This window comes from Streptomyces sp. NPDC050988, assembly GCF_044456225.1.
In the GTDB taxonomy this organism is placed as follows: domain Bacteria; phylum Actinomycetota; class Actinomycetes; order Streptomycetales; family Streptomycetaceae; genus Streptomyces.
Genome location: NZ_JBITFQ010000051.1, coordinates 1 through 22,833, shown reverse-complemented (window position 1 = coordinate 22,833; position 22,833 = coordinate 1). Strand labels below are relative to the sequence as shown.

Below are 22,833 nucleotides of genomic sequence, written 5' to 3'. Positions count from 1 at the left end.
GCCCCGCTTGGCCTCCCGCACTCCATGGTCGGGGCCACCCCGGGCCGGAGCACCCGGCACCGGGGTTCGCCCACCCCTCAGCCCAGGAGGCACTCGTGCTGTTCGCCGAACCCGCCCACCCCTACGACGATCCCGATCAGCCCGACCAATGGGCCTGGCGCTACGGGTACTTCGAGCTCCTCTACACCCCGGGCATTAAGACCCTGTCCCTGTCGCGGGGCCCCAAGTACTCCGTCAGCTCGAACCGCTGCTGCCGCCGCTGCTACGGCAGTGGCTACCTCCCGTGGTGGGAGCGCACCACCCCCGACGGCGCCGCCACCCCGGCCGTCCGCTGCCCGACCTGCCCCACCCACCGCGCCCTGTTCGAGCACCTGCCCTTGTGGCCGCTCCACCTCCTCGACCGGCTGCGCCACCGGTTCGGCGCGCGCCGCACCGCCGACCACCCGCCCGAGCCCCACGAAGGCACGGGGCCCGGGTGGGCCGGCGGCTACAGCGACGAACCGCCGTTCTGACCACCCCCGCGCCGCGCGCCGCACCGCCGACCACCCGCCCGAGCCCCACGAAGGCACGGGGCCCGGGTGGGCCGGCGGCTACAGCGACGAACCGCCGTTCTGACCACCCCCGCGCCGCGCCTCGGAGTTCCGAACCCGGTTGCACGGATCGTGTAACGAGCCCGCCGCCCCGGCCCCGCACGCACCCCGCGTGCGGGGCCAGCTGCGTCATGGCGCCCGCTGACCTCAGCCTCGGCCTGAGGCGGGGGTTGTGCGGCTTGGTCGCCCCTGGGTCAGTGTGCGGGCATCGAGAACGCGGCTCCCACCCCGTCACCTGCGGGTGTGGTCGAGCCGCCCCCGGAACAGCGGTTGCCCGACCGGGGCCTGTTCTTCCCCCCTTCCACCCCTTCCCGGGAGTTGTCATGCCCACGTCTTATTGTTCGGTTGCTGCCACCAAGGACCTCGCCCTGGCCGCGCCCACCTTCCCGGTGCCCTACAACGGGCCCCGTGTGGCTGCCGCCGACTTCTTCACCCTGGCCCGGGAGGGTCGTGCGGTGACCACGCCGCCGTCCTTCCGTGACGGGGACTGCGTGTCCTGTCCTCGCGGCACCGAGTGGATGCGTTGGGACGGCGAGTGGATCGTCCCCGGTCAGCCCCAGAGCCTGGTCCTCCCGGATCGGGTGGTCACCGGCTGGTGGCAGACCCGGACGGTGCCGGGCAGCCGGTTCGCGCTGGTCCACCGGCTCACCGCCGCCGAGACGAGCCTGATCACCGGCGGCCACTACACCAGCTCCGTCCTCACCGGCGACGTGTTCTCCGAGGAGCCTGTCTCCGGCGACTGGCTGCGCTCGCTCGCCTGGCAGGCTGCCCGCACCCGCACCGTGAGCGTCCACCTGGAGCTGCCCAGCGGAATCGTCACCCTCCATTCCCGCCTGGTCGGTGACGTGTTCTTCCACCCCGCCCCCGCCACGGCCCCCGCGCTCTGCGCCTGACACACCCCACTGCCCCCGCGCTTGCGGACCGCCCGCCCTCGCCGTACTCCGGCGCGGGCGGGCCTGACGTATGTCACTGCTCGCGCTTTCTCCCTCTTTCCGCCGGCTTCCGGCAGCCACCGGCCCGGCCGACCGCAGTTGCCTGGGTCGGACACCACACCGACGACTGGCGGCCGGATCGCCCCGCCACCGCCTGAATACCCTTCCGCCTCAGCTTCCGGCCCACCCGTCCTCCGGCGGTTGCGTTCCTTGCCCCGACCTCGCCCATGTTCGGGTCAGCGGCCCGGAGGAACGGTGACCACCCCTCCCGCCCCCCGCCCCTTCGGGCCGCCTCACTCAGACGACCCGCCACGTCAGCGCACGCCCTGACCCCCGGAGGACTTGGACTTCATGAAGGTGACACGCAGCGGCTACGTCCTCGAATTCACGCACGTCCTGGACGAGTTGCGAGCCACAGCAGCCCAGTGCAAGAACCCGGCCCACCTCGACTTCGTGACCACCGCGATCACCGCGTTCGAGGAGGCAGGCCCGGACGCCGAACCCCTCCTTAACGGCTGCCCCCTGCACGCCGCACAGCTGATCTTCGAGGAAGTCACCCAGGCGTACATCACCACCGAGCAGGCCACCCGCATCCACGGCCGAAACAGCAGCCTGGTCCGCGACTTCCACCTCCCCTACACCAGCCACCGCCGCGCCCAGGCCCGCCGGGCAGAACGCGAACGCCGCCTCCGCAACGCCACCGGCCTGGACCGGCTGCGCCACCTCCTGACCATCCCGGCCAACTGACCACCCCGCGCCACGCCCACCGGCCCCGAACCCCCGGCACCCGCCCCGGTTCGGGGCCGCTGCACGTCCGTCCGACCGGCGGGCCTTGCGCGGCTTGCCCCCGCCCGGGCCAGTGTCGGTCTGGCCGGAAGGACGCTCCCGCACCCCCTCCACGTGCGGTCGAGCCCCCCGGCCGCCGGGCGGCCCCACCCCTCCGGGGCGGCCCGGCACACCTCACTGCACGCCCCCCGGCCACAAGCCCGCAAGCCCCCGCCTCAGGCACCCTCACCGCCCCGAAAGGACGGCACCCCGATGACGACCACCCCGGCCCTCGCACCCACCCTCAGCGGCATCCTCCTGCTCACCGTGGAAGACGGCGGGTACGGCCCGTACGTCGCCGCGCCCCTCGCCCCCGCCGAACAGCACTGGGCCGCGCACCTGTTCACCCGGGACACGGCCAACCTGATCGTCACCGACCTTCACCAGTACGACGCCGACTGTGGCCTGACCGCCGAGTGGCGCGAGGACGGCACCCTCGTCTTCACCTGGGAGCAGGGATACATGGAGTTCGACAAGCCCGGCACCCACACCGTCACCCCGGACGCGCACGGCCTGTACGCCATCGGCGGCCTGTGGCTCTGGGACGAGTGGACGCCGGAGCGGTACGTACACACCGCCGGACAGGCCGCGTTCGCGCACGGCGCCGCCGAGTACCGGAGCACCGTGACCACGCACTACCCGGACGGCCTGATCGAGCTGTACGACCGGGGCCGCGAGGAGGCGCACCGCGTCACCCTGCGCCGCGACGAGCCCTGACCCCGAGCCCGCCCGGGGCACGCCGCTCCGCTGCACCTCTGGCCCCCGTTGTCCCCGCCGTGCACCCGAAGGAACCCTGCACATGCCCAGCGTTGCCCACGCCGTGCTCGACCGAGCCGTCATGATCGCCAGCCGTCGGGAACGGAACTTCGCCCCCGAACTTGTCACCGTCGCCGTCCACACCGCTAAGGGCCCCCACTACATCGAAGGCCGCACCTGCCACCGCTGCCCTGCGATCCCCGCCCCCGGATGGCCCGAACTGGACCTGCCCACTTACACCTTCACCGATCTGCCGAGCACCGGCCTGTACCCAGACACAGACCTGGAAACCTTCACCAGGACCTTCGAGCGGGAGCTCGCCCGCCCCGAAGGACTCCTCGTTCTGGCCATCCACGCAGACGTTCCAGACCACGACCTCGATGACGCCTACGCCTGGCGCTACGACCAGCGTGCCAAGAGCTTCGTCCCTGTGCCACGCGGCGACGCCGCCCACCTCTTCCACGAAGACACCACCGTCCTCACCTACCCCTGGGACAAGGCGCCCTTCGCCTCCGCGTCCGCGCTCTGCCCGGCCGAAGCTCACCCGACCGCCCCTGCCGTATGACCCCTTTGCGCACAGAGCTGATGGGTCTCTCCCCGTAAGGCTGCCGTGCACACCCAGTCCCAAGCCTGTCCCCGCCACCCGGCAGGGACAGGCCCTTTTCCGTGTTCCGACTCCGACCGACCTTCCGCCGGACCATGGCCAGGCCGACGTGCCGCTTGTCCCCGTACGCGCGCCCCCGACCGGCTCTGCGCTATTCGCCCGGCCTGCGACTTTGTGGTTACGGGGCTTGGCCGTGCTCCCGTCACGGCCCCGGAACGCCGTGCGACACCCGCTCCACTCGCGGCTTCCTGGCCTTTCGAGCGCCGTGCTCTGGAGCCACCTCGCTCGCCCCGGCGGCCCTACGGACGGCCAAGGCCGTGTCACCGGAAGCTCCTCGTCCCCCTGCCCGGCCTTGTGGGGCTAACCCTGCACCGGGCCATCTTCGCCGCAGCAGGCATCGGGCAGCGAAAACACGGAGCTAGCCACAGCCCGCCGGGGACCCCCGTTTGCGCCTGACGCCGCCCTGTTCCATCGACTTGAGAGGCCCTCATGCCACCCTTCACCGCGCACTGCACCTTCGACGCCGGCGGCGATCTGACCCTCGCCTTGGAGACCAACCCGTATCTCCCGGGTCGCGTGGTCGCCGTTCTCCGCAATGATCACAAGCGATGGGCGTATGCCGTCCGGATCCTGGACCGTACCCCCAACACGCAGCTGCCCCGCGGCCACTGCGGTCTGCTCAACAAACTGCACGCCCAGGTACACGACCGTCCGCTCCTGGACGGGCTCCGAGGGCTGCTGGACGACTGCGCCGACCTCCTGCACTCATCGGAGACGCCCGCCGTCCCCGAGGACCTGCCCATGGCATCGCTCACAGTGAAGATTGCAGCCGAGGGCGGTAGCTGCCGCCACGTCACTGTGCGCACCGAGAACGAGCGGGAACTGGCCCACACGTTCGTCAATCTCCCCGACACCTGGACCGATACGACCCACGAGTGGCCGCTTGCCTCTGCGCCCTCCTTCATCCGCGAAGCTGCCGAAGGCGCCGTGCAGTCCTGTTGGGCTCGAAGCCGTCGAGCCCAGGCCAACAGCGACACCTACGGTCACGCCTTCGGCACGCTCGAAGCAGCCTTCTCCGACAGCACCGACGGACCTCTGGCGCAGTGGGCCGTCAATGGCGACGACGGCGGGATCGAGCTGTTTCTGAGCACCGCCGACCCCAAGGACTCGTGGCAGTTGCTCCGCCTCTTGGAGGAATGGCTCGGAGACCATCAGATGCCGGATCTCACGATCACCATGGATGACACCCGACGCAGTGTGGAGGCGGACCTGCGCGGCACGGCGCCGGTGCACTTCGTTGCCTGGTATCGCGACAGGTCCCGTCCGTAGAAGCCCCCTTGTGGACCTGGCATCCCAACGGTCAGTCCCCGGCGTCCGCCCCGAACGGCGCCGGGGTCTGTCAGGTGTCCAGGCCCAACGAGAAGCGCATTGGTCGCACGCGGCGCTGAGGGCCTCGGCCACTGGGCTTTCGGCGGTTGCGCCCCTTCCTCGGCGGCTGCCGACGCTGAACAACGGTGTACTTGCCCGCGACTCGGTGTCTCTCGCTGCCCGGCCCCACACGCACGCACTCGCCTACGGGCAGAGCCCGTCCCTCCACTTGCTGCCCACTTGCCGGGACGGGCTCTGCCGCGTTCTCGATCCGGGACATCAACCAGACAGGGGCGTCCCAGCCTTGCGGGCACAGTTGCAGGTTGCAGCTCTTACCCCGCCAACTACAACAGTCAGGTCAGCCGGGAACGCCCCGCACGCAAACCCCCTCACGTGCGCTGCGAGCGACCGGCCCAGCCGGGGGCGCGTCGCGCGGCCCCGGCGCCACTCGACACCCGACGGCAAACCCACCACGCGCCCTCTGGTGCGTTCGCCGCTCTGAGGAAGGAACCGAAGTCTCATGCCCTTGTTGTCCTGGCTCCAGTCCCACCTGCCCGCCGCCGTGCCGTCGCCGTACACCTTCGAGTCGTTCGCTGACGAGGTGGCCCGACTGACGGGTCTGCCTCCTGCCCTGCGCATCAACGAGTTCGAGCTCAGCTCCGAGACGGATCATGTCTGGCTGCTGTGGAAGTCCGACGTGGGCGGAGCGATCCTCATGCTGGATCGGCCGCAGGCGGAGCCGCGCGAGGGACTGGTCATCAAGATGTCGTGGTGCCACTCGCCGGACCCGGCGGATATCGCCGCGATGGTGCGGGTGTATGAGCGGCGCGGCCGTGGCCGATCGCTCCGGTCCCTCCTGGGGCGTGTACTGCGCCGTGACTAAGTCCTTACGGCCATGATCTCGCGGAAGCACCCGTGAGCTGCCCCACCGATGCTTTTTGGGCTCCTGCCCGTCGACTGGCGAGCAGGAGCCCCTTTGCACGTTGCGGCACCAGAACATCCCGGGCTCCGCACCCGCGCAGAGGGCCGGAACCTCTCCACGCACGGCCACGCTCAACTGCCGGGCGCGTGCCAGCGAGTTGCACGCCTTACCCGCCTGCCCGCCACCGTCCAACCAGCCGCCGAGAACGCCTTCACCGGCCCAAAAGATGCGAGGAATCCCTCATGAGCAGGCCCGCGAACGCCACTGACGACCAGAAGCACACGGAGTCCTTCGACACCCCCCAACACCACTACGGCGTGCAGCGGTGCGCCGAATGCAGTTGGGGCGGCTACACCCACTCCGGCCGGTACAACGTCTCGGGCGTCGTGTACGTGTGCACGGCCGAAGGGTGCGGCTTCGAGACCGGCCCCGCCGGGTTCGGGCTGTTGGACGCGGACGAAGAGCTGGCCCTGATCGACGGGCGGCTGTACGTGCGTCAGCCGCAGGACGGCCAGACCCTCCCCCGCCGCTAGGCCACACGAACCGAAGGAACGAGGAACCACATGGACCGTCGCAACGTCACCGGCCTCAACGGTCTCGTCCACGAGGGCCTGTTCAACTCCCACACCGGCTTCCTGATCGACGTCGCTTGTGACGCCAACCGCTACGCCGTCGTGGAGCCGTACATGCAGTTCGACCCGGTGCTGCTCACCGAGGGCCCAGCGACCTGCACCGGCTGTCGCGCGCTCCTCGACAGCGCACAGGGGGCGCCCCGCCACCCGGCCGACGTCGCCCGCGAGTGCGCAAACGCCGTGCTCGCCGACGCCGACAACCGCGGCTACCCGCCCACGCTGGACGACGAGGGCTTGAGGCTCGCGTTCGTCCGCCTCGCTCCGGACGCCGGGGACCTGCGCCCGCTCTTCGAGCGCCTGGCCCGGGGCGTATACGACCCGCAGAACTCGTATCGCACAGAGCCGCTGTACGCCCTGACCCGGGAGCACCTGGTCGACACGCTAACCGAGCGAGCCCTGAAGGTGCCCGAAGGAACACCGGAGGTGAAGGTCCGGTACACGCGGTATACCGGCGGAGAGCTCCAGGCTCCCGTGGGCGTAGGCGACCGGCTGACGTACGACGGGCTCGCCTCCGGTCACTGGGACACCGGCACGGTTACCGCTGTGGAGGACTCAGGCGTCCTCGTCGACTTCCACAACGGCTTCCCGCCCCGCCACTACAAGCGGCACGAAGTGTGCCGCTGGTTCGCATTCAAGCGGGACCGGGCCCCGCACATCCGCACCTGACCCCGGACCGCGCCGCGCGCCGCCCAGATCCTCGAACCAGGTCGGGGGCGGGGTTGCTCGGCTAACCCCGCCCTGGACGACGATGCGTTCAGCCAGGAGCGCCCCCGCACGAACCCCTCTCGTGTGCTGTGAGCGACTGACCAGCTGGGCCGCGCCGTGCACAGGCCCCTACCGCACTGCGCGACCCGGCTCCCGCATCGCCACCGTCACCGCTGTACCGCCTCACATGCCAGGAGGAGCACCCGTCATGAGCACCACCACACCCACCGCCGCCGGCCATAAGGTCGGCGACGTCATCACGATCACCATCGGCTACTCCGAAGCCGCCTGCGACATCCGCGCCGCAGGCAGGACCATGCAGGCCCGCCTCCACCAGCACATGGTCCAGCTCCTCGACACCGACGGTGGCCCCTACAGCTCGCCCATCACCTACGGCGAAGCCGGAATCGCCCACATCTACCGTGAGTTGAACCCCGACATGCCCTGACGCGCCCTGACCCAGGGGACCGTCTGGTCCGGGGGAAGGATCTGGCCCCCACCCGCAGCGCCCCCTCACGCGTTCCCTTCATGGCCCGCCCCCGCATCCCGGTGGCGGGCCATACGCATACCCCCGGCCATTCCCGCCCGCGCCCTCTCCACGCCCCTGCCGGTTGCTGCCCTAACCCGCTGCGAATCGACGGTGAACCCGCACGGCTCCCGCCGCTGCCACCCCAGCCGCGCCCGCCGGGGACAGCCGACGCGGCCACAGCCAGCACACCATCATCACGCCCGCCGAGAGGGACTGACCATGACCGAAATCATCGAGACCAGCAACGACGGACGCTACCGGCTGCGGCTGGAGCCGGACACCGACGCCCACAACCCGCGCACCATGTACGACCACCTCACCCACGTAATCACCCTGCCGAACAACTACTACGCCGACGTCGACAAGGACGGCGGGGGCCCCCTTGAGGACGGGTGGGACCAGATCAAGTACCGGGACAACGCGGTCGACCTCTTCACCCGCTGGGCGCGCATCTTCCATGGCGCCGTGGCCATCGAGGACCAGACGCATGACGGTCCCAGCACCATTTGGTACTTGATGCCGGAGGGCATCGCCGAGGTCACCGACCCGCAGGAGTACATCCGCAGCGAGATCGCAGAGTACCGGTCATGGGCGAGCGGCGAGGTCTACGGCCACATCATCGAAAAGGCAGTGACCTGGAAGCCCGTCACCGATGAGCACGAGGACGTGATCGTCGGTGAGCGCACAACATGGGAGGAGGTCACCGACGGCTCGTGCTGGGGTCTGGTCACGTACGAGTGGGCGGAGCGGGAGGCCAGGGACCAGTTCACCGCCTACCTGGAGAGCGTCCGATAACCGCCGGCCTCGCCCGGCCACCGCCCAGGCGATTCCATGCCGACAACACAGCACGGAGCCCCAGCCCTCCTCAACTCCCGCACGTCGTAAGGCCCGCCCGCTGCTGCGGCACCGGCCCGCTCCCGACCCCTGGGAGCGGGCCGTCGGCATGCCCGCCCCCGGCCTCGTTCCGGGCCTTCGTGACCCGGGACCGGGCCGCCGCGCGGCACCGCTTGCGAGGCTTGCCGGCCGCCGCTCCACCGTGCGCGTGCACGACGTTCTGTGCACCGTCCGACCTCGTCCAGGAGCAGGAGACCATCCCCATGACCGTGACCCGATGGTGTGTCAGCACCTACAGCGGCAAGATCATGACCACCCTGTGGCCCGACCGCTCGTACGCCCCGGTCAACGTCTACGAGAACGGCTGGCTCGTGCGGGTAAAAGCCCGTGTCCGCACAGGACACTGCCGGACCTGCCTCGGCGCCGGATGCGGGAAGCCCGAGGTCAAACCGACCTACGACGGCCCGTACTCGCGCGTCCCGCACGAAGTGATCACCCGCGGCCGCATGCTCATGCCTGGCTGGCAGGCGGACCCCGCCGAACCCGTCGCGTACACCCCCTCACCGCAGCGCGCCAGCGTCTGAGGGGCCGCCCAAGACGGTGCGGGGCCTCCCCGCCAGTTCCGGGGAGCCGCCCCGCCGCTCGCACACGGCAACCGGTCCGTCCCGAGCGCGCCGCATGCCACCCCCTCGTGCCGCCCCTCCCACTACCTGCGCCGCGCCCGCCGCTGCTCGCCGGGCGTCCTGGTTGCCGTGCTTGCCGCGCGCCGGGCCATCGTGCAGCCACCGCAGGCCGGGCCCGCCGGACGCCCCCGGCCACCGCCGCGCGCCCACACCCCGCCTCACCGAGCGGAGAGACCTCTCATGGGATACATCACCTACGGCCACACCGAGTTGGACACCTACCTGCGCACCAATGACATGGGCCGTGCCGGGACCCTGTGCAACCTGAAGGACATGCTCACCCACGTGCTCGAACTCACCCCGCTGCGGTGGGAGCACACCGGCGCCTCTCTGGGCGCCCTCCGCTTCACCGGCGGCTTCATGGGCAACGCCCTGTCCGATCTCTTCGACGGCGAAGAGCTGTTCACCAGCTGCGCCGTCTCCAGCATCGAGCAGCTGCGCGCCGCGCTCGCCCCCGACCGGGCCCGCCGCGCCCACTACGGAGACAACCACGCCGACCGGCTGATCCTCAACTTCGACTTCGGGACGTTTCACATCGCAGACGCCGACGACTCCTGCCGGTTCTTCGACGGTTCCCACCGCCCCGTCGCGGCAGACACCACCGTCGCCATGCTGCACATCAACCGCAGCCCCTCGTGGGTCCACCCCGGCGGCTTCAGCCCGCGCGACCTGTCCGACGCCGAGACGCGCATCACCACCGCGCTCACCCCGCTCGACCAGAAGGCCGCGATCTTGAACGGATGGCGCGCGGCCATCGACGCCCGATAGCACCGCCCAACAAGAACGGACCCCGGCCCCCGGACCCCGCCCCCTGAGCGGAGCCCGGGGGGCTGACCCATGCCCCGCCTTCGCGGAACAGACCCCCACGTCCTCGCACCCCGACCCGCTGTCCGCACCGGTTGCCGTGCTTGTCCCGCCGCGGACCATGGTGAACCCCGCAGCCGCGCCCCTGGCGCGGCCCAGCGCTCCCCGCCGTCTCCCGCCCTCACGACACCCCGCCGGGTGTTGCGGGACTCGCCGGCCACACCGATCAACCTCAGCTCAAGGAGAGATCCGTTGGCTTCCACCGACAACCCCTTGTACGGCTGCGTCGAGGAGTTCCGGACGACCGCCCAGTTCCTCAAGGACATGTCGGCCCAGCCGTACGACACGGCGGGCGGCGACCAGTGGACTGTCGTCTTCGCCGACTTCGGCCACGACCTGATCGTCCTCGGCACATTGCCCACCCCTGACGAGCAGGAGGCTACCGCCGAGGACCTGTCCATCTTCCTCTACGACAACGGCATGTCGTCCTACCAGGTGACCGCCTCCGACGCGGCCGCCGCTGAGCACATCGTCCGCAGCCACTTCAAGGCCGAGCGGGCCGATGCCGAGCCGTGGGCCGACACCGGGCTCGTCGTCATGCCCGGCACGGAGATTCCGCCGCAGCACTGACGCTCGCCACCGGTTCCCCCGGGGGCGTCGCAGGCGCACAACTTCGCCCGGTAGCCGACCCCCTGCCCGCCGTGCCCGCGCGGTGTATGGCACGCCCCACGCTACCGGGGACGGTCGCACGCCGCGCGGGCACAGGGGAGGAGGGCCTTGCACGACAGCCGGGCACCGTGAGCCCGGCGGACAGCACTCGCCACACCCTCATGCCCCGCGCCCAGCGTCAACCGCCCCGCACCCTTGGGGCCCCACCTCTCGGAGACCCGATGAATCTCATCATCTGCAACCCGCTCATCGCGAGCGTCGACGACCTCTACCAGAGCCCTGACCGCCATCCCCACGGACCGGCCGCCCCGTCCGGGTGCCGCTGGTGCTGCGTCGAGGAGCGTGAGCACATGCAGCGGCGAAAGCCCTCGGCAAGCTGCCACACCTGGGAACGCCCGGCGGACGTGCAGATCCTCGCCCGCATGCGTGCCCGCCACGCCGCCCGTATCACCGCCCCTGCGATCCTGTACCACGCTGCCACCGCCGAGGCGACGACCTGGAGCTACATCAGTGACGCCCCTGTCACCGACGAGTTCTGCGCCGACTGCGGGGACTCCGAGTGCACCCGTTGGATTCGAACCCAGGAACGCATCGAGGCCCATAGGGACCGTCTCCGTCTCCAGCGGAAATCAGGCCCGTGAACCCGCTACGCCTAGGACGCCCTGGCCCGCCCCACTCCCGGGGGCGGGCTGTTCCGCGTTCGCGCCGCCCGCCGCGCCCGCTGCCCTGCCCGGGCACCTTCACCCCCAAGCAGGCTGAACGTGCCCCGGCCCCGCCCGACCCGCCGGTCCGGCCCGGCGGGTTGCGGCCGTTGGTGTCCACCCGGTCATGGTCAGCACACCGACCCGGGGGAGCGGTGACCACCACCCGCCCCCCGGGCCGGACCCCTGCGGGATCTTCCGTTTCCCGGCCGGCGGGAGGGGCCGTTCGATACGTGCCCTCTCCGGTGGGACGGGGATGGGCGAGAGGGCTCCGGAGGGGTTGTGTCGGTGCAGGATCGCCGGGGTCTTGAGCCCATCCCGCTCCACCTGATCTGAAGGAGTTTGATCTGATGAAAGAAGTACGTGGCGCAGCCGCTGCCACCATGGCCTCGGGCACGCGTCGCCGCTGCCACCGCGATGGTGAGTGCACGGTGGTGTTCGTCTCGTGACCATTCCGCCTCAGGTGCCCGGCGACGGTCAGCAGCCGACGCGGCGCCGAACCCCGCCAGCAGAGCTTCCCGAGGTTTTGCCGGGGGAGGACCGGGGCTTTGGACAGTCGCTGTTCGTCGACCTGGTGCCCCGCTCGTGCTGGTTCACCAACGTGCGCTCGTGTGTTGCCAGGAAGGACTGGGACCGTCTGCGGCGGATGATCTATGACCGGGCCGGAAATCGCTGCGAGGTCTGCGGTACAGCTCCTGGCGCGTCAGGCAAACCGAGACTGGAGGCCCACGAGCGCTGGAACTTTGACGAGGCCACGCGTACACAGACGCTGAAGCGGCTCATCTGCCTGTGCTCGAATTGCCACATGGTGACCCACTTCGGGTTCGCCCAAGTGCGCGGCTTGGAAGCCCGGGCTCTTGCGCACCTGCTGAAGGTCACGGGCATGACTGAGTCTCAAGGTCGGAGGCATGTCCAGTCGGCATTCCTGACATGGCAGCAGCGGTCGGCGCATCTATGGGAGTTGGACCTCAGCATCCTGACGACGGCAGGTATCACGCTCGCCCCGCCGCCGTCCGCGAGAGACCGAGCCACCGTGGCTGAGCAGACCCTCACACCACGTACCGGCTCGGGGACCCCGAACCGGTAGGGCTCCTGAACGCGAGCACCCATCCCCACACGGTCCGGGGCACGGCACATGCCGGGCTCCGGACCGTGCGTCGGCCACTTCGAGCGCGGCACAACCCGCCCAAGGCCCCGTAGCCACCGGCCGGGCCCCGGCCGTCCGCCGGTCCGCCGGGCGGACGGCCGGCGCGTTGCGGGCCTTGGCCGCCCGCTCGGGAACCTTCGGCTGCCGCAGACGTACGCCACCGGCCCCGGGCCGGACCGCCACGCTTTCCGCACCCTGCTTCCCTCCAGACCGAGCGGCGAGCGGGGTGCCGCGGCTCCTCGACCACCACGTGAACAAGGAGACGCATCATGGACTTCCTCGACATGTTCTGGGCAGTGATCGCCGAGCAGCTCCAGGAGCTTCGATCCGCCAGGAACGCGGACGACGTCCTGCGCACCCTGGCCTCGGATTCCGCCACAGCCCCTGGGTTCTTCGGCGGGTCCGGGGGAGACGAGACCGTCAGCGCCGCCCTGCGCACCGCGGGCTGGACCACCGTCTGGGCGGAGTCCTCGCTCTACTACACGATGCGCGCCCCCGACGGATCGATGATCACCTACATCGAGGGCGACATCTTCCGGGGCGACCGCCATGGCCACAACCCCGAGCCGACCGGCGCACCCGCCAACTGACCACCCCGCCCCGCCCGTAAGAGGCCCACCCCGCCCGGGGTGGGCCTTTCGCGTTGTCCCGCCGCCGCCCTGGCCCGGATGCCCAGCCCCGACATCCTCAACCAGCACTTGCGCGACTTGCTCCCGCCCGGGGCAGTGTCGGTGTGGCCGGAACGGATGCTCCCGCACCCCCCAGGTGCGGTCGAGCCCCCGGCCGCCGTGCCGCCCCCTCCTTCTGAGGGCGGCCCGGTAGCCCCAGGTGCACCCGCCCCCGGCTTTCGGGCCGCTGCACCGTCACACCCCCAGGCAGGAGACCCTTATGACCGACCAGCAGCTCGACCTCGACGCCATCACCGCGAGGCCCCGCGCCGAGGACATCGACGTACTCGTCGTTGAAGTCCGCCGCCTCCGCGCCGAACCGGCCGTGCCTGCCGCTCCCGACCTGCTGCGCGCCGCGTACATTGCAGCGCTCGACGAGGCGCACCACACCCACCCGTGCCCGGTGACCGGCCGCCCGTACTGGACCGGGTGCGTGCACCCCGACGGTCAGGGCGGCTCATGCCACTCGGAGCGGCGCGCGGACGCTGTGCTTGCTGTCCGCGACACGGAGCTGACGCGGCTCCACGCACAGCGCCGCTACCTCATCGGCCAGATCGCCAAGAGGGACGCCCGCAGTGGCGACGGCGACCGCGCGCTCCGTGAGTTCCTCGGCCCCGACCATACTCCGGACCTTGCGGCAGCCGACAACCCGACCCAGCTGCGTTGGGGCCTGGACGACGTGCTGTGGAGTGACGACGGCACCATCACCGTCCTGCTGTCCGGACTTGAGGGTGAACCGTACTGGCTGGAGCTGGACTTGGAGCGCGCCGCCGTACTGCGGCAGACCCTTGCCGACCCTGCCGAGCAGGACGAGACGGCCGACGCGTTCAGCGGCACTAAGCCGTGCGGCCACAACGACTACCACGACCCGCACGAGTGGGCCGAGCGTCCCGGCGTCTGGTGCCCCGGCATCAGCGACGCCGACGACGAGCCCGCCTCCGCGTGAGCCGCCGCGCACGGCAGCCGCCCGCTGTCAGTACTGCCCACCCGGGCGAGGCGCACCTTGACCAGCTCCGCGCCCCCTCGGGCGGGCACGGGCACCCCAGGCCGCGTGCCGTGGGTGCCGCCTCGTGGGGTTGTGTGTTGTGGCTGTTGTTCTCCTCAGGGTCACTCTCCTCCTGGCGACCGTGACGGCCGCGCTGTGATGCCCGCCCTACCCGCTTTCCGCTCAGCGTCACTCAGGAGAATGGAGTCAGGACTCATGAACCAGCTCGTTTACCCCCGCCCCGCCGCGGCCATCGCTGCCAGGGCACGTATGGCCCTGGGCGCCTACCGTGCCGTGCCCGGGCGCGAAGCCGCCCACGAACTCGACCGCTGGCTCCACGACATGTGGTGCTACAGCTACTTCGCCTTCCACAACGGCAGCGACACGGCCCGGTGGACCGTGATCAACAAGGAACTCTTCGACGCCCTACAGCTCCTCAAGACCGCCGCGCCTGCTGCCATCGCCCTGGCCGCCCATGCCGCCATCCATCGTTTCGAACACGCAACGGGCACCACGCCCGGCGCCGGACCGGAAACCCTCTACACCCGCGCCGAAGCCGAACGCGCCGCATACGCCGCCTTCGGCCGCCTCCGCCTCCACATCCCCCTCGACCAACGCAACGACCGGGAGTTCGTCGCCCAGGCTTTCCTCGCCCTCCTCGACAACCCCGACAGCCCCTACCCCTACACCAGCCACAATCCCGACGAGGACGAGGACGAGGACGAGGACGGCGGGGGCGGGGGTGAGCAGGGGCCCGCCTGCTGAGCGGACACCGGCCTGCTTCGCGGGGCGGCAGTCTTGCGGGCCTTGCCCGCCCGCCCGAGAACATCTCCACCGCCGCCGGCACACGCCACCGGCCTGCCCCCCTTCGCAGGGTGTCCAGCGATCCAGCCGACTTTGGAGGTCCACCCGTGACCACTGCTCCAGCCATCCAGCTGTTCCTCTACGGGAAATGGCTGTTCAACATCGACAAGGCCCAGACCCTCCTGAACAACCACCCCCGAGACGCCGAGCCCACCCCCGTGGCCGACTGGGTAGCCGCCTACCACCTTGACCGGCTCACTCCGGACTACGACGGCGCGCCCTGGTGCCCGGTCTTCGGCCCGGACCAGTCCGCCTTCAACGCCGAACACGCCCTGCAGAGCGACCTCGACAAGCCGGTCATCATCGCCACGATGGAGTTCGACGGCCGTCCGGCAATCCTTCTGATCGACGGCGTCCACCGCATGTACCGGGCGATGACCGAAGGCCGGGCGACGCTGCCCGCGCACACCCTGACCGCCGCCGAGACCGCGACGATCCGCGAGCGCTGACCACCGCCGCCCGCGCTCGTCCGAGGCCCACCCCATCTCCGGGGTGGGCCTCTCGCGTTGCCCACGCCCGCCCCCGTGGCTGACCAGCCCGGAACGCCCCTGCCGCCTGCCCGCCGTCCGCTTCCGCATGGCGAGCGAGCACGGTTGCGGTGCTAGCCCCTACCGCTGCGCATGGTCCCGCCGTACCCCTTCACCACGACGGAAGGACCCAGGGCCATGCCCACTCCCTCAGCCGGACAGTTCCTGCAGAATGCCCTCCACCGCGCCGGTATCACCTCCCGCTCGGACGGGGACGGCGGGAGCAGCTACATCGCCATCCCGGTCGGCGCCCACGGCATCATCATGGTCACCGGCATGACCGGCCGGGCCAAGGAGAACGAGACCGACTACCGCCCGAGCGAGCACCAGGGCTGGGGAGCCGTCTACTACCCCGACACCGAGAAGGACGACGGCAACTTCACCGAGTTCTACCAGTCCACCAACCCCAACCTCGCCCAGGACACCGCCCTCGTCGTCAAGGCCGTCCAAGACGTGATCGCCGGACGCTCCGCCAGCTGACGCACCCCGTCCCGCCCGCGCGTCCGAGGCCCACCCCATCTCCGGGGTGGGCCTTTCGCGTTCGCCCGCCCGCCGCGGCTGCCCCGGACCCGACCCCCTCGCCCCCCGGCAGCGGGAACCGCCGCCGGGTGTTGCGCGGCTTACTCCTTCCCACTCCAACCTCCACAGCACCCGAACAGCCCCAGCCCAAGGAGATCCGCTGTGGGATACGAGCTGTACTACGAGGGCCGCATCACCTTCGACCGGCCTGTGAGCCTGGCCCGTCCCGACGAAGAAGCCGGCCTTCCCGACCTCAGGTTCTTCAACCCGGTGTTCGAGCGTGCCGAGGGCACGTCGACCAGCCGTCACGTCACCGGCTTCCAGGTGGACGGGGAGACCGGCGACTGGGCCAAGTCGTGGCCCTGGCAGCGGGACTTCGCGGCCATCGAAGACTACGCACGACGACACCGGGTCACTCTGACGGCGCAGTTGCGATGGCAGGGTGACGGTTGCCCCTCCAACCCCGCTGACGACCGTGGCCATGTCGTGTTCGATCTCTCTGGCGAACACCATCAAGTCCCCGACAGCAAGAGCAACGACCAGACTGTCCAAGCCCACCGCAGCCGCTCCTGCACCTGCTACGGCGACCCCGCCCTGCATCCTGCGCCTGCCCCATCACCGGCTTCTTCGAGAACGACGACCCGCCCAACCCGTCCGCCCCACCGGACGGATGGCCCTGTCCAGGACTGGTTCGGCCTCTCCTACAGCAACTACCAGGTGTTGCACCGCGCCCTGATGCAGTCGATGTCGCTCGACTGGCAGACGCGCATGGTCAGCTGCCTCGAAGAGCTCGGCGCTGCCTTCCGGCACATCGAGCGGCCGCACGCCTTCCATGTGCAGGCCGCGACCGAGCACATCGTCAACGAGATGACCCCTGCCGAACTGGCCACCGCAGGCATCGAAGACGACTGGTACGCCGGACAGACCCCGCCCGCTCACCTGACGGATGACGAACTCGCCCAGTGGCAGACCGAACACGAACAGGTCGCCCCCTGCTACTACCAAGACGGCCGAGAACTGGACCCCCACGAGCGGGTACTGCTCCCGGCCCATGACCCGATCCCGCATTACAACCGCGGTCGCACCTACATCGAGCCGAGCTCCGACAGCTGACGACTGCGCCGCCGCTGCTGTGTGCGGGTGACGAGGCATGCCCCGAACTCTGGCTTCCCGCTGCGAGTTCGGGGCCGCTGCACGTCCGCCCGAGACCGCCGGGTGTTGCGGGGCTTGCTCCCGCCCGGGGCAGTGTCGGTGTGGCCGGAACGGATGCTCCCGCACCACCCCCGCCCAGGTGCGGTCGAGCCCCCGGCCGCCGGGCCGCCCCCACCCCCCCTCGGGGCGGCCCGGCACCCCGCCTTCACGGCGCGCCCGCCCGGCCACCGGCCCCCGGCGCGCCGCCCCGCCACCGCCCACAACTCGTAGAAATGAGGGGCCCTGCCCGTGTCCGAGCGCGTCCTGACCCTGCCCGACAGCACCGACCAGATCGTGGTCACCGACCGCCCCGCACCCACCCTCACCGACCGCTACCGGATGCTGCCCGACGGCATGAACCACACCCTCTTCGTCGTCGTCCGGGCCCACCAGGTACGCACCGGTGACGTCGTCACGGCGTTCTTCACCGACGGCCCCGGCATCCGCCACACCAGGCACGTCCCAGAACCTTTCACCGAACACCCGAGCGCGTTCGGTATCTGCCCGGCCCGGTACGAGGAGTGCGCAGAGTGCGAGGACGCCCACGCCAATGGCGCCTCCGCGGACCGGTACCTGAGTCTGGACCCCGCCGACGACTATGCGGACTGCGTCATCGACTTCCGCAACACCCCGGTCGCGATCATTCCCGCCGACATCGCAGCCCACTTCCCGCACCTTCACTCCGTCCCGCCGCTGCCCGACCTGTTCGCCCTGGATCCCGAGCACGGCCCCTACGAAGCCCTGCCCGTCTCCCGCACCTGGGGCCCCTGGGAGGCCATCAGCGTCACCCGCACCACGGCCGAGCAGATCACAGACGACCTGCCCCTGACCCTCGCCGGCCGCCACCTCACCTGCCGCTGGCTGGGCGACACACTCCTCATCGCCTCCGACCCCCGCCTGCGCACCGAGCCCGGCCGCCCCGGGCGGATCATCCAGCCGGACGCGGACGGCCGGTACCGGATCGGCCGTCTGTGGCCATGGGAAGAGTGGCCCGGCGATGACAAGGACCCGGAAGGCGACCCCGCCGAGCCGGACCCCACCGGCGACGCAGGCGACGCCAGCGCCGAGACCACGACGATCCGCGAGCACTGACCACCCGCCGCCCGCCGCCGGTTGCTGCTCTAACCCCCGCCATCCCGACCGTGCAGTGCGCCGCCCCACTGCGGCAACTGACCGCCGACAGACCGGCACGACCGCACCGAACGAGCTCAACCGAGGAGTCCCCCTGTGTCTTCCTTCGCCTCCAGCAGCACCGCCGTACACGAACTCCGGGTGACAGGCCGGGTGATCGCGGGCCTGCCGGTCCAGCCCTACGCGCCCGACCGATGGACGGTCGTCTTCGCCGACCTCGGGCACGACCTCCTCGTCCTGGGCACACTGCCCACCCCCGACCCACGCTCGCAGGCCGCCGCCGACCAGCTCGCCGTCCTCCACGCGCAGGACCTGTCGTCGTACGAGGTGACCGCCCCCAGCGCAGAGGCCGCCGAACGCCGCGCCCGCGAGTACTTCGCCGCCGAACGCATCGGGGTCACCCCCTGGTCCGCCACCGGGCTCGTCGCCCTGCCCGGCACCCCCATCCCCGAGCAGGGCGGCCCCACCGCGCTGCGTATCGCCACCCAGGCCTTCGCCGCGCGGGGGCTCACCCCGCACCACGACGACGATGCCGGGAACACCTGGATGGTCATCGGCCCGGACAAGTTCTTCCCCGGCGAGGGCGTCACCTACGGCGTGCTCTTCCTCTACAACCCCCACAGCGACCAGGGAGAGGAGGAAATCACGGTGGACCGGGCGCCCATCAGCTCCGACGTGTGGCGAGTGGACGTCGGCGACGGCGCTGGTGGCGAGCAGAGCCTGATGGAGCGGCCCGTCGACCAGTTCACCGACTGCGTCGAGGTCATCGTCGCCCTGCTCACCAAGCCCCGAACCTGACCGGCCCGCACAACCGCAGTGCGCCAGCGGGGGAGCGGGGCGAGAACCCGGGAATCCCGCTCCCCCCCGGCCGATTGCTACCGCTGACCCCGTATCCGCGTACCGGCCCCGTTCTGCACTCGCAGGCGGGGCCGTCCGCACGTCCGCACGCTGCGCCCTGCCACGCCGGGCTACGCCCAGCCCCGTCCGGCCCTTCCGGTTGCTGCTCTAACCCCCGCTCCCCCGACCGTGCCGCCCGCCGCCCCCGTCCGCTGCCGCACGAGGCGGCGCCCCTCCACCCACACCCCCGGCACCTGGAAGTAGCAGCCAATGCACCCGATCCCTCAACGCTGCGCGCACCGCCCCCTCGCGGGCGGACTGGTCGTACCGTACGTATCCCTCATCCACGGCGGCCACGGGGCATTCGGCACCCTCGACGCCGACCAGGCCCGCACCGCCTTCCTCGACCACCTCTGTCAGATCTGCGGCCACCCGCTCGACGAACGATGCTGGCTGATCGTCCGCCCCGCCGACATCGCCCGGATCCACTCGCCAGAACCGGCACTGCACCCCGAGTGCCTGCCCTACACCGCTGCAACCTGTCCCATGCTCAACGGCCAGGCCACGCACTACCGGCAGCGTTCCGTCCTCGCCAGCCACCCGGCCGGACGGCCCTGCACCGATCCGTCCTGCCCGTGCCCCTCCCGTGCGCCCGACAACGGCCACGGCGCCCGCAGCGGCCGCCCCGCCGACCGATACGAAGCATGGATGATCGACACCCGCCACTACCAGCTCGTACCGCACCCGGACACACCCGACGTCCCAGCGGGCATCAGCCTCAACGTGCCCATCCTCCGCAAGCGCACCCTGCGCGAGGCCACCCCGACAGCCGCCCGGTCCGCCCTCCTCAACCTGCTGTACTCCGCCCTGGAACTCGGCATCGCGGCCGACTGCATGCCCTCCGCCGACAACGACAGCTGACCGGCGGCCCCTCACGGCCCCGTGCCCGGACACCCGTCCGGCACGGGGCCGCCCGCATACCCGCCCATCACCGCGAGAACCCCACCGCTCCCCGCTCCCGCAGCACAGGGGTTCCCGGCCTGATTGCCCCTGGGCCCAATGCCCGCCACTGCCATCGCGACCCGGCCCCGCCGCGGTCGTGGTCGTGGTCGGTCGGGTTGCCCGCCCCCTTGCCTGGCTTGCCGACCGTCACCGCACAGTGCGCTCACCCGGCACGAGCCGTACCGGCTCGCACTCCGCCGAACACCCCACCTCATCAAGGGAGTTTGCTCGTCATGTCGTGGAACAACGTGGTTGATGTCCTGCTGTTCGCGGCTCTCGCCCTGGGCGCGCTGTGGTGGGCGCTGGACCTGGGGACCCACAAGAGCCGTCTGGTGTTCCTGACGTGCGTGGTCGGCGCGATCAACTTCTCCGCTGTTTGGCAGTTGGAGGCCTGGTACGTCGTCGCCGTCTACGGCGGCCTGATGGGCGTCCTCCTGTCGACACTGCGCCGCGAGAGCGCCCGCCGCAAGCCCACCCCCTCGTCCACGACCACCAAGTCCCGGACCTGACCCCCGCACCGCCTCCTCGGCCCCCGGCCCCCGCTCCCCGCAGCGGGGGCCGGGGGCCGATGCCGTTCCCGGGGGGAGCCGTATGCGCCCTCCGCCACCCGAACCCGCCCGCGGCCGCGCCACCGCTGCACAGCCCAACACCCCCGCCGCCCCGGCCGGGTTGCTGCCCTAGCTGGCCGCGCCCGCACAGTCCTACACCCGCCGCACCGCACGGCCCTCTACCGCGGTTCCGCGTGGCCCCCGACTTCCCCGCCCGGAAGCCCAATGTGCTGCGGCCGTTGGCGCACACCCGGCATCAAACGAAGGACCCGATATGGACCAGGAATCCGCCCTGCTCGAAGCCCTGAACCGTGAGTTCGCCGTCTATGACATCAGCAAGGAAATGCCCGGGCAACGCGCCGAAGCCGACCACGACATCGCGGTGTACGCGGCGGCCGTGATCGCCCTCATCATGCGTCGCCACGACAAGGGCGCCGCCGGTCTGGTCATCGACGAGGGCATGGACCCCGACGAGCGTGTCGCGAGCGCCGTGCTGTCTGCCGAGGGCGCCGAGCGTGATCTCACTGAGGCCGAGTCCGACGACCTGGGCGCCCTGACTGGCAGCCTCTGCGACGGCAACTCCGCGGCCTGGTACCCCCTGTGCAGCCACGTCGATGACCGGCACGGCGTCTTCCGCCTCGATCTCGACAGGGCCCACCAGGCGGGCCTGGACCTCCTCGCACGCCGCGCCCCCTCCGCGAAGTAACCCACCCCCAATGGAGCAGCCCTCGGACAGCATTCCCCCGGCCAACTGCCGCCCCTGAACAACCATGTACGGCACGCCCCGGCCGCCCCGCCTCGTCTCGCGGCCCGGCTCCAAGACCCCCGGAACACCTGAAGCCCCGCGGTTGCGGCACTAACACCAGCGACGACCAGCGTCCTTGGCGGCTCGTTCGAGCCGGGCCGGGGGCCAGGGGAGCACCAGGCCGCCGTCAACCGTCCGTGCGACGGCCTCCATACCGAAGTAGACGGAGAACCACCGATGCCCAATCACGATGCACGAGAGCAAGCAGAGGCTCAGCAGCGGGCGTTCACGCCCCCACTCCCGGACGAGTACGGCGTCCCCAGCACTTTCATCCCTACGCGGAGATCCGAGGACGGCAAGACCTACCGGCGTCAGGTCGGCGATCATCGGTATGAAGTCTTCCCCGTAGCCGTCCCCACCGTGTGTCTGGCCGTCGCCCAGAAGTACAACAAGCGACCCGCCGACGAAGGCGGCCCGGACTTCAACGGATGGGTCGTCTCGGGCGAAAGCAGCGACCTCTACACCGGACCGATCGGCTCCAAGCCAGACGCGCTGAAGGAATTGGACGAGCGCGCCACACGCGAAATGGCACTCTTCGAGCGCTTCGCCGAGACATACCCCTACGTCCCCGAAGAGGCGATCCCGGAGTGCGACCGCATCCCTGGCCCCCACCACCTTCCCTACTAGGGACACCTCCCGAGCGTTGGTGCCTGCCATACCCCGGACGACGCCGGGGCGCGCTCACCCCCTGCTACACGCTGGCCGAAGACCGCATTACCGGAGTCACAGGCGAGGGAACACTGCGCCGCGAGAGCATCCGCCGCAAGTCCGCCCCGGCCACGACCACCAAGTCCCGGCCCTGACCCCCGCACCGCCTCTTCGGCCCCCAGCCCCCGTTACCCGCAGCGGGGGCTGGGGGCTGCTGCCACTTCCACCACCGATGCCACGCAGAGCGAAGGGAGCTGTTCGGACGCGCCTGCGCCCGCCGTCGCTGCTGCTCAGTCCCGTGCCCCCGTCACCCGGGTGGGGTTGCTGGTCTAGCCGGCCGCCCGCGCATCGTGCTCCACGTCAGCCACCCCCGGCCGCACCCCACGAAGGTCTGCGGCTCGGTATCT

28 protein-coding genes are annotated in these 22,833 nt (G+C 70.8%); all 28 read left to right on the top strand.

The window, feature by feature from the left end:
- Positions 1-95: 95 nt before the first annotated feature.
- The 28 genes from ACIBEI_RS48330 (at position 96) to ACIBEI_RS48195 (ending at position 22,405) form a co-directional block, all read left to right on the top strand.
- Positions 96-512, top strand: a complete 417-nt coding sequence (locus ACIBEI_RS48330) for a hypothetical protein (protein ID WP_398897794.1) — start codon at positions 96-98, stop codon at positions 510-512.
- Positions 513-913: 401 nt separating this feature from the next.
- A complete protein-coding gene (locus ACIBEI_RS48325; protein WP_398897792.1) occupies positions 914-1,483 on the top strand; it encodes a hypothetical protein in 570 nt (189 codons plus the stop codon).
- Between the two features lie 390 nt (positions 1,484-1,873).
- Entirely contained in the window at positions 1,874-2,269 is a 396-nt protein-coding gene (locus tag ACIBEI_RS48320; protein WP_398897791.1) for a hypothetical protein, read from the top strand.
- A 291-nt stretch (positions 2,270-2,560) separates the two neighbouring features.
- Positions 2,561-3,064, top strand: a complete 504-nt coding sequence (locus tag ACIBEI_RS48315; RefSeq protein ID WP_398897790.1) for a hypothetical protein — start codon at positions 2,561-2,563, stop codon at positions 3,062-3,064.
- Positions 3,065-3,146: 82 nt separating this feature from the next.
- The gene (locus tag ACIBEI_RS48310) at positions 3,147-3,668 is read left to right on the top strand and encodes a hypothetical protein (RefSeq protein ID WP_398897788.1); all 522 of its coding nucleotides are present in this window, start codon (positions 3,147-3,149) and stop codon (positions 3,666-3,668) included.
- Positions 3,669-4,196: 528 nt separating this feature from the next.
- A complete protein-coding gene (locus ACIBEI_RS48305; protein ID WP_398897786.1) occupies positions 4,197-5,036 on the top strand; it encodes a hypothetical protein in 840 nt (279 codons plus the stop codon).
- A gap of 559 nt (positions 5,037-5,595) precedes the next feature.
- Positions 5,596-5,958: a hypothetical protein gene (locus ACIBEI_RS48300; RefSeq protein ID WP_398897785.1), complete on the top strand. Its 363-nt coding sequence runs from the start codon at positions 5,596-5,598 to the stop codon at positions 5,956-5,958.
- A gap of 281 nt (positions 5,959-6,239) precedes the next feature.
- Positions 6,240-6,530 carry a hypothetical protein gene (locus ACIBEI_RS48295; protein ID WP_398897783.1) on the top strand — a complete coding sequence of 97 codons (291 nt, stop codon included), beginning with the start codon at positions 6,240-6,242 and terminating at the stop codon, positions 6,528-6,530.
- Positions 6,531-6,560: 30 nt separating this feature from the next.
- Positions 6,561-7,295: a hypothetical protein gene (locus ACIBEI_RS48290; RefSeq protein ID WP_398897781.1), complete on the top strand. Its 735-nt coding sequence runs from the start codon at positions 6,561-6,563 to the stop codon at positions 7,293-7,295.
- A 247-nt stretch (positions 7,296-7,542) separates the two neighbouring features.
- Entirely contained in the window at positions 7,543-7,782 is a 240-nt protein-coding gene (locus ACIBEI_RS48285) for a hypothetical protein (protein ID WP_398897779.1), read from the top strand.
- A gap of 300 nt (positions 7,783-8,082) precedes the next feature.
- The gene (locus ACIBEI_RS48280) at positions 8,083-8,658 is read left to right on the top strand and encodes a hypothetical protein (protein ID WP_398897777.1); all 576 of its coding nucleotides are present in this window, start codon (positions 8,083-8,085) and stop codon (positions 8,656-8,658) included.
- 302 nt (positions 8,659-8,960) lie between these two features.
- A complete protein-coding gene (locus ACIBEI_RS48275; RefSeq protein WP_398897776.1) occupies positions 8,961-9,281 on the top strand; it encodes a hypothetical protein in 321 nt (106 codons plus the stop codon).
- A gap of 279 nt (positions 9,282-9,560) precedes the next feature.
- Positions 9,561-10,148 carry a hypothetical protein gene (locus ACIBEI_RS48270; RefSeq protein WP_398897774.1) on the top strand — a complete coding sequence of 196 codons (588 nt, stop codon included), beginning with the start codon at positions 9,561-9,563 and terminating at the stop codon, positions 10,146-10,148.
- Between the two features lie 288 nt (positions 10,149-10,436).
- Positions 10,437-10,814: a hypothetical protein gene (locus ACIBEI_RS48265; RefSeq protein ID WP_398897772.1), complete on the top strand. Its 378-nt coding sequence runs from the start codon at positions 10,437-10,439 to the stop codon at positions 10,812-10,814.
- Between the two features lie 260 nt (positions 10,815-11,074).
- Positions 11,075-11,494 carry a hypothetical protein gene (locus ACIBEI_RS48260; protein WP_398897770.1) on the top strand — a complete coding sequence of 140 codons (420 nt, stop codon included), beginning with the start codon at positions 11,075-11,077 and terminating at the stop codon, positions 11,492-11,494.
- A 505-nt stretch (positions 11,495-11,999) separates the two neighbouring features.
- Complete coding sequence (locus ACIBEI_RS48255; protein ID WP_398897768.1) at positions 12,000-12,641, top strand: DNA primase; 642 nt, start codon at positions 12,000-12,002, stop codon at positions 12,639-12,641.
- Positions 12,642-12,970: 329 nt separating this feature from the next.
- Positions 12,971-13,291 carry a hypothetical protein gene (locus ACIBEI_RS48250; protein WP_398897766.1) on the top strand — a complete coding sequence of 107 codons (321 nt, stop codon included), beginning with the start codon at positions 12,971-12,973 and terminating at the stop codon, positions 13,289-13,291.
- A 298-nt stretch (positions 13,292-13,589) separates the two neighbouring features.
- A complete protein-coding gene (locus tag ACIBEI_RS48245) occupies positions 13,590-14,315 on the top strand; it encodes a hypothetical protein (RefSeq protein WP_398897764.1) in 726 nt (241 codons plus the stop codon).
- Between the two features lie 255 nt (positions 14,316-14,570).
- Positions 14,571-15,119, top strand: a complete 549-nt coding sequence (locus tag ACIBEI_RS48240; protein WP_398897763.1) for a hypothetical protein — start codon at positions 14,571-14,573, stop codon at positions 15,117-15,119.
- Positions 15,120-15,265: 146 nt separating this feature from the next.
- Positions 15,266-15,667, top strand: coding sequence for a hypothetical protein (locus ACIBEI_RS48235; protein WP_398897762.1), 402 nt, complete (start codon positions 15,266-15,268; stop codon positions 15,665-15,667).
- 216 nt (positions 15,668-15,883) lie between these two features.
- Complete coding sequence (locus ACIBEI_RS48230) at positions 15,884-16,225, top strand: hypothetical protein (protein ID WP_398897760.1); 342 nt, start codon at positions 15,884-15,886, stop codon at positions 16,223-16,225.
- A 201-nt stretch (positions 16,226-16,426) separates the two neighbouring features.
- A complete protein-coding gene (locus tag ACIBEI_RS48225) occupies positions 16,427-17,377 on the top strand; it encodes a hypothetical protein (protein ID WP_398897758.1) in 951 nt (316 codons plus the stop codon).
- A 327-nt stretch (positions 17,378-17,704) separates the two neighbouring features.
- The gene (locus ACIBEI_RS48220) at positions 17,705-18,547 is read left to right on the top strand and encodes a hypothetical protein (protein WP_398897756.1); all 843 of its coding nucleotides are present in this window, start codon (positions 17,705-17,707) and stop codon (positions 18,545-18,547) included.
- Positions 18,548-18,682: 135 nt separating this feature from the next.
- Positions 18,683-19,384, top strand: coding sequence for a hypothetical protein (locus tag ACIBEI_RS48215; RefSeq protein ID WP_398897755.1), 702 nt, complete (start codon positions 18,683-18,685; stop codon positions 19,382-19,384).
- A gap of 309 nt (positions 19,385-19,693) precedes the next feature.
- A complete protein-coding gene (locus ACIBEI_RS48210) occupies positions 19,694-20,344 on the top strand; it encodes a cell envelope biogenesis protein OmpA (protein ID WP_398897753.1) in 651 nt (216 codons plus the stop codon).
- A 314-nt stretch (positions 20,345-20,658) separates the two neighbouring features.
- The gene (locus tag ACIBEI_RS48205) at positions 20,659-20,934 is read left to right on the top strand and encodes a hypothetical protein (protein ID WP_398897752.1); all 276 of its coding nucleotides are present in this window, start codon (positions 20,659-20,661) and stop codon (positions 20,932-20,934) included.
- 313 nt (positions 20,935-21,247) lie between these two features.
- Positions 21,248-21,679 carry a hypothetical protein gene (locus ACIBEI_RS48200; protein ID WP_398897750.1) on the top strand — a complete coding sequence of 144 codons (432 nt, stop codon included), beginning with the start codon at positions 21,248-21,250 and terminating at the stop codon, positions 21,677-21,679.
- A gap of 276 nt (positions 21,680-21,955) precedes the next feature.
- Positions 21,956-22,405, top strand: a complete 450-nt coding sequence (locus ACIBEI_RS48195) for a hypothetical protein (protein ID WP_398897749.1) — start codon at positions 21,956-21,958, stop codon at positions 22,403-22,405.
- The last annotated feature ends 428 nt before the right edge of the window (positions 22,406-22,833 follow it).

What these genes read in the sequence shown, in the direction of transcription:
- ACIBEI_RS48325 (WP_398897792.1), top strand. Translation starts at nt 914, where the DNA reads ATGCCCACGTCTTATTGTTCGGTTGCTGCCACCAAGGACCTCGCCCTG.
- ACIBEI_RS48320 (WP_398897791.1), top strand. Translation starts at nt 1,874, where the DNA reads ATGAAGGTGACACGCAGCGGCTACGTCCTCGAATTCACGCACGTCCTG.
- ACIBEI_RS48315 (WP_398897790.1), top strand. Translation starts at nt 2,561, where the DNA reads ATGACGACCACCCCGGCCCTCGCACCCACCCTCAGCGGCATCCTCCTG.
- ACIBEI_RS48310 (WP_398897788.1), top strand. Translation starts at nt 3,147, where the DNA reads ATGCCCAGCGTTGCCCACGCCGTGCTCGACCGAGCCGTCATGATCGCC.
- ACIBEI_RS48305 (WP_398897786.1), top strand. Translation starts at nt 4,197, where the DNA reads ATGCCACCCTTCACCGCGCACTGCACCTTCGACGCCGGCGGCGATCTG.
- ACIBEI_RS48300 (WP_398897785.1), top strand. Translation starts at nt 5,596, where the DNA reads ATGCCCTTGTTGTCCTGGCTCCAGTCCCACCTGCCCGCCGCCGTGCCG.
- ACIBEI_RS48295 (WP_398897783.1), top strand. Translation starts at nt 6,240, where the DNA reads ATGAGCAGGCCCGCGAACGCCACTGACGACCAGAAGCACACGGAGTCC.
- ACIBEI_RS48290 (WP_398897781.1), top strand. Translation starts at nt 6,561, where the DNA reads ATGGACCGTCGCAACGTCACCGGCCTCAACGGTCTCGTCCACGAGGGC.
- ACIBEI_RS48285 (WP_398897779.1), top strand. Translation starts at nt 7,543, where the DNA reads ATGAGCACCACCACACCCACCGCCGCCGGCCATAAGGTCGGCGACGTC.
- ACIBEI_RS48280 (WP_398897777.1), top strand. Translation starts at nt 8,083, where the DNA reads ATGACCGAAATCATCGAGACCAGCAACGACGGACGCTACCGGCTGCGG.
- ACIBEI_RS48275 (WP_398897776.1), top strand. Translation starts at nt 8,961, where the DNA reads ATGACCGTGACCCGATGGTGTGTCAGCACCTACAGCGGCAAGATCATG.
- ACIBEI_RS48270 (WP_398897774.1), top strand. Translation starts at nt 9,561, where the DNA reads ATGGGATACATCACCTACGGCCACACCGAGTTGGACACCTACCTGCGC.
- ACIBEI_RS48260 (WP_398897770.1), top strand. Translation starts at nt 11,075, where the DNA reads ATGAATCTCATCATCTGCAACCCGCTCATCGCGAGCGTCGACGACCTC.
- ACIBEI_RS48250 (WP_398897766.1), top strand. Translation starts at nt 12,971, where the DNA reads ATGGACTTCCTCGACATGTTCTGGGCAGTGATCGCCGAGCAGCTCCAG.
- ACIBEI_RS48245 (WP_398897764.1), top strand. Translation starts at nt 13,590, where the DNA reads ATGACCGACCAGCAGCTCGACCTCGACGCCATCACCGCGAGGCCCCGC.
- ACIBEI_RS48240 (WP_398897763.1), top strand. Translation starts at nt 14,571, where the DNA reads ATGAACCAGCTCGTTTACCCCCGCCCCGCCGCGGCCATCGCTGCCAGG.
- ACIBEI_RS48230 (WP_398897760.1), top strand. Translation starts at nt 15,884, where the DNA reads ATGCCCACTCCCTCAGCCGGACAGTTCCTGCAGAATGCCCTCCACCGC.
- ACIBEI_RS48210 (WP_398897753.1), top strand. Translation starts at nt 19,694, where the DNA reads ATGCACCCGATCCCTCAACGCTGCGCGCACCGCCCCCTCGCGGGCGGA.
- ACIBEI_RS48205 (WP_398897752.1), top strand. Translation starts at nt 20,659, where the DNA reads ATGTCGTGGAACAACGTGGTTGATGTCCTGCTGTTCGCGGCTCTCGCC.
- ACIBEI_RS48200 (WP_398897750.1), top strand. Translation starts at nt 21,248, where the DNA reads ATGGACCAGGAATCCGCCCTGCTCGAAGCCCTGAACCGTGAGTTCGCC.
- ACIBEI_RS48195 (WP_398897749.1), top strand. Translation starts at nt 21,956, where the DNA reads ATGCCCAATCACGATGCACGAGAGCAAGCAGAGGCTCAGCAGCGGGCG.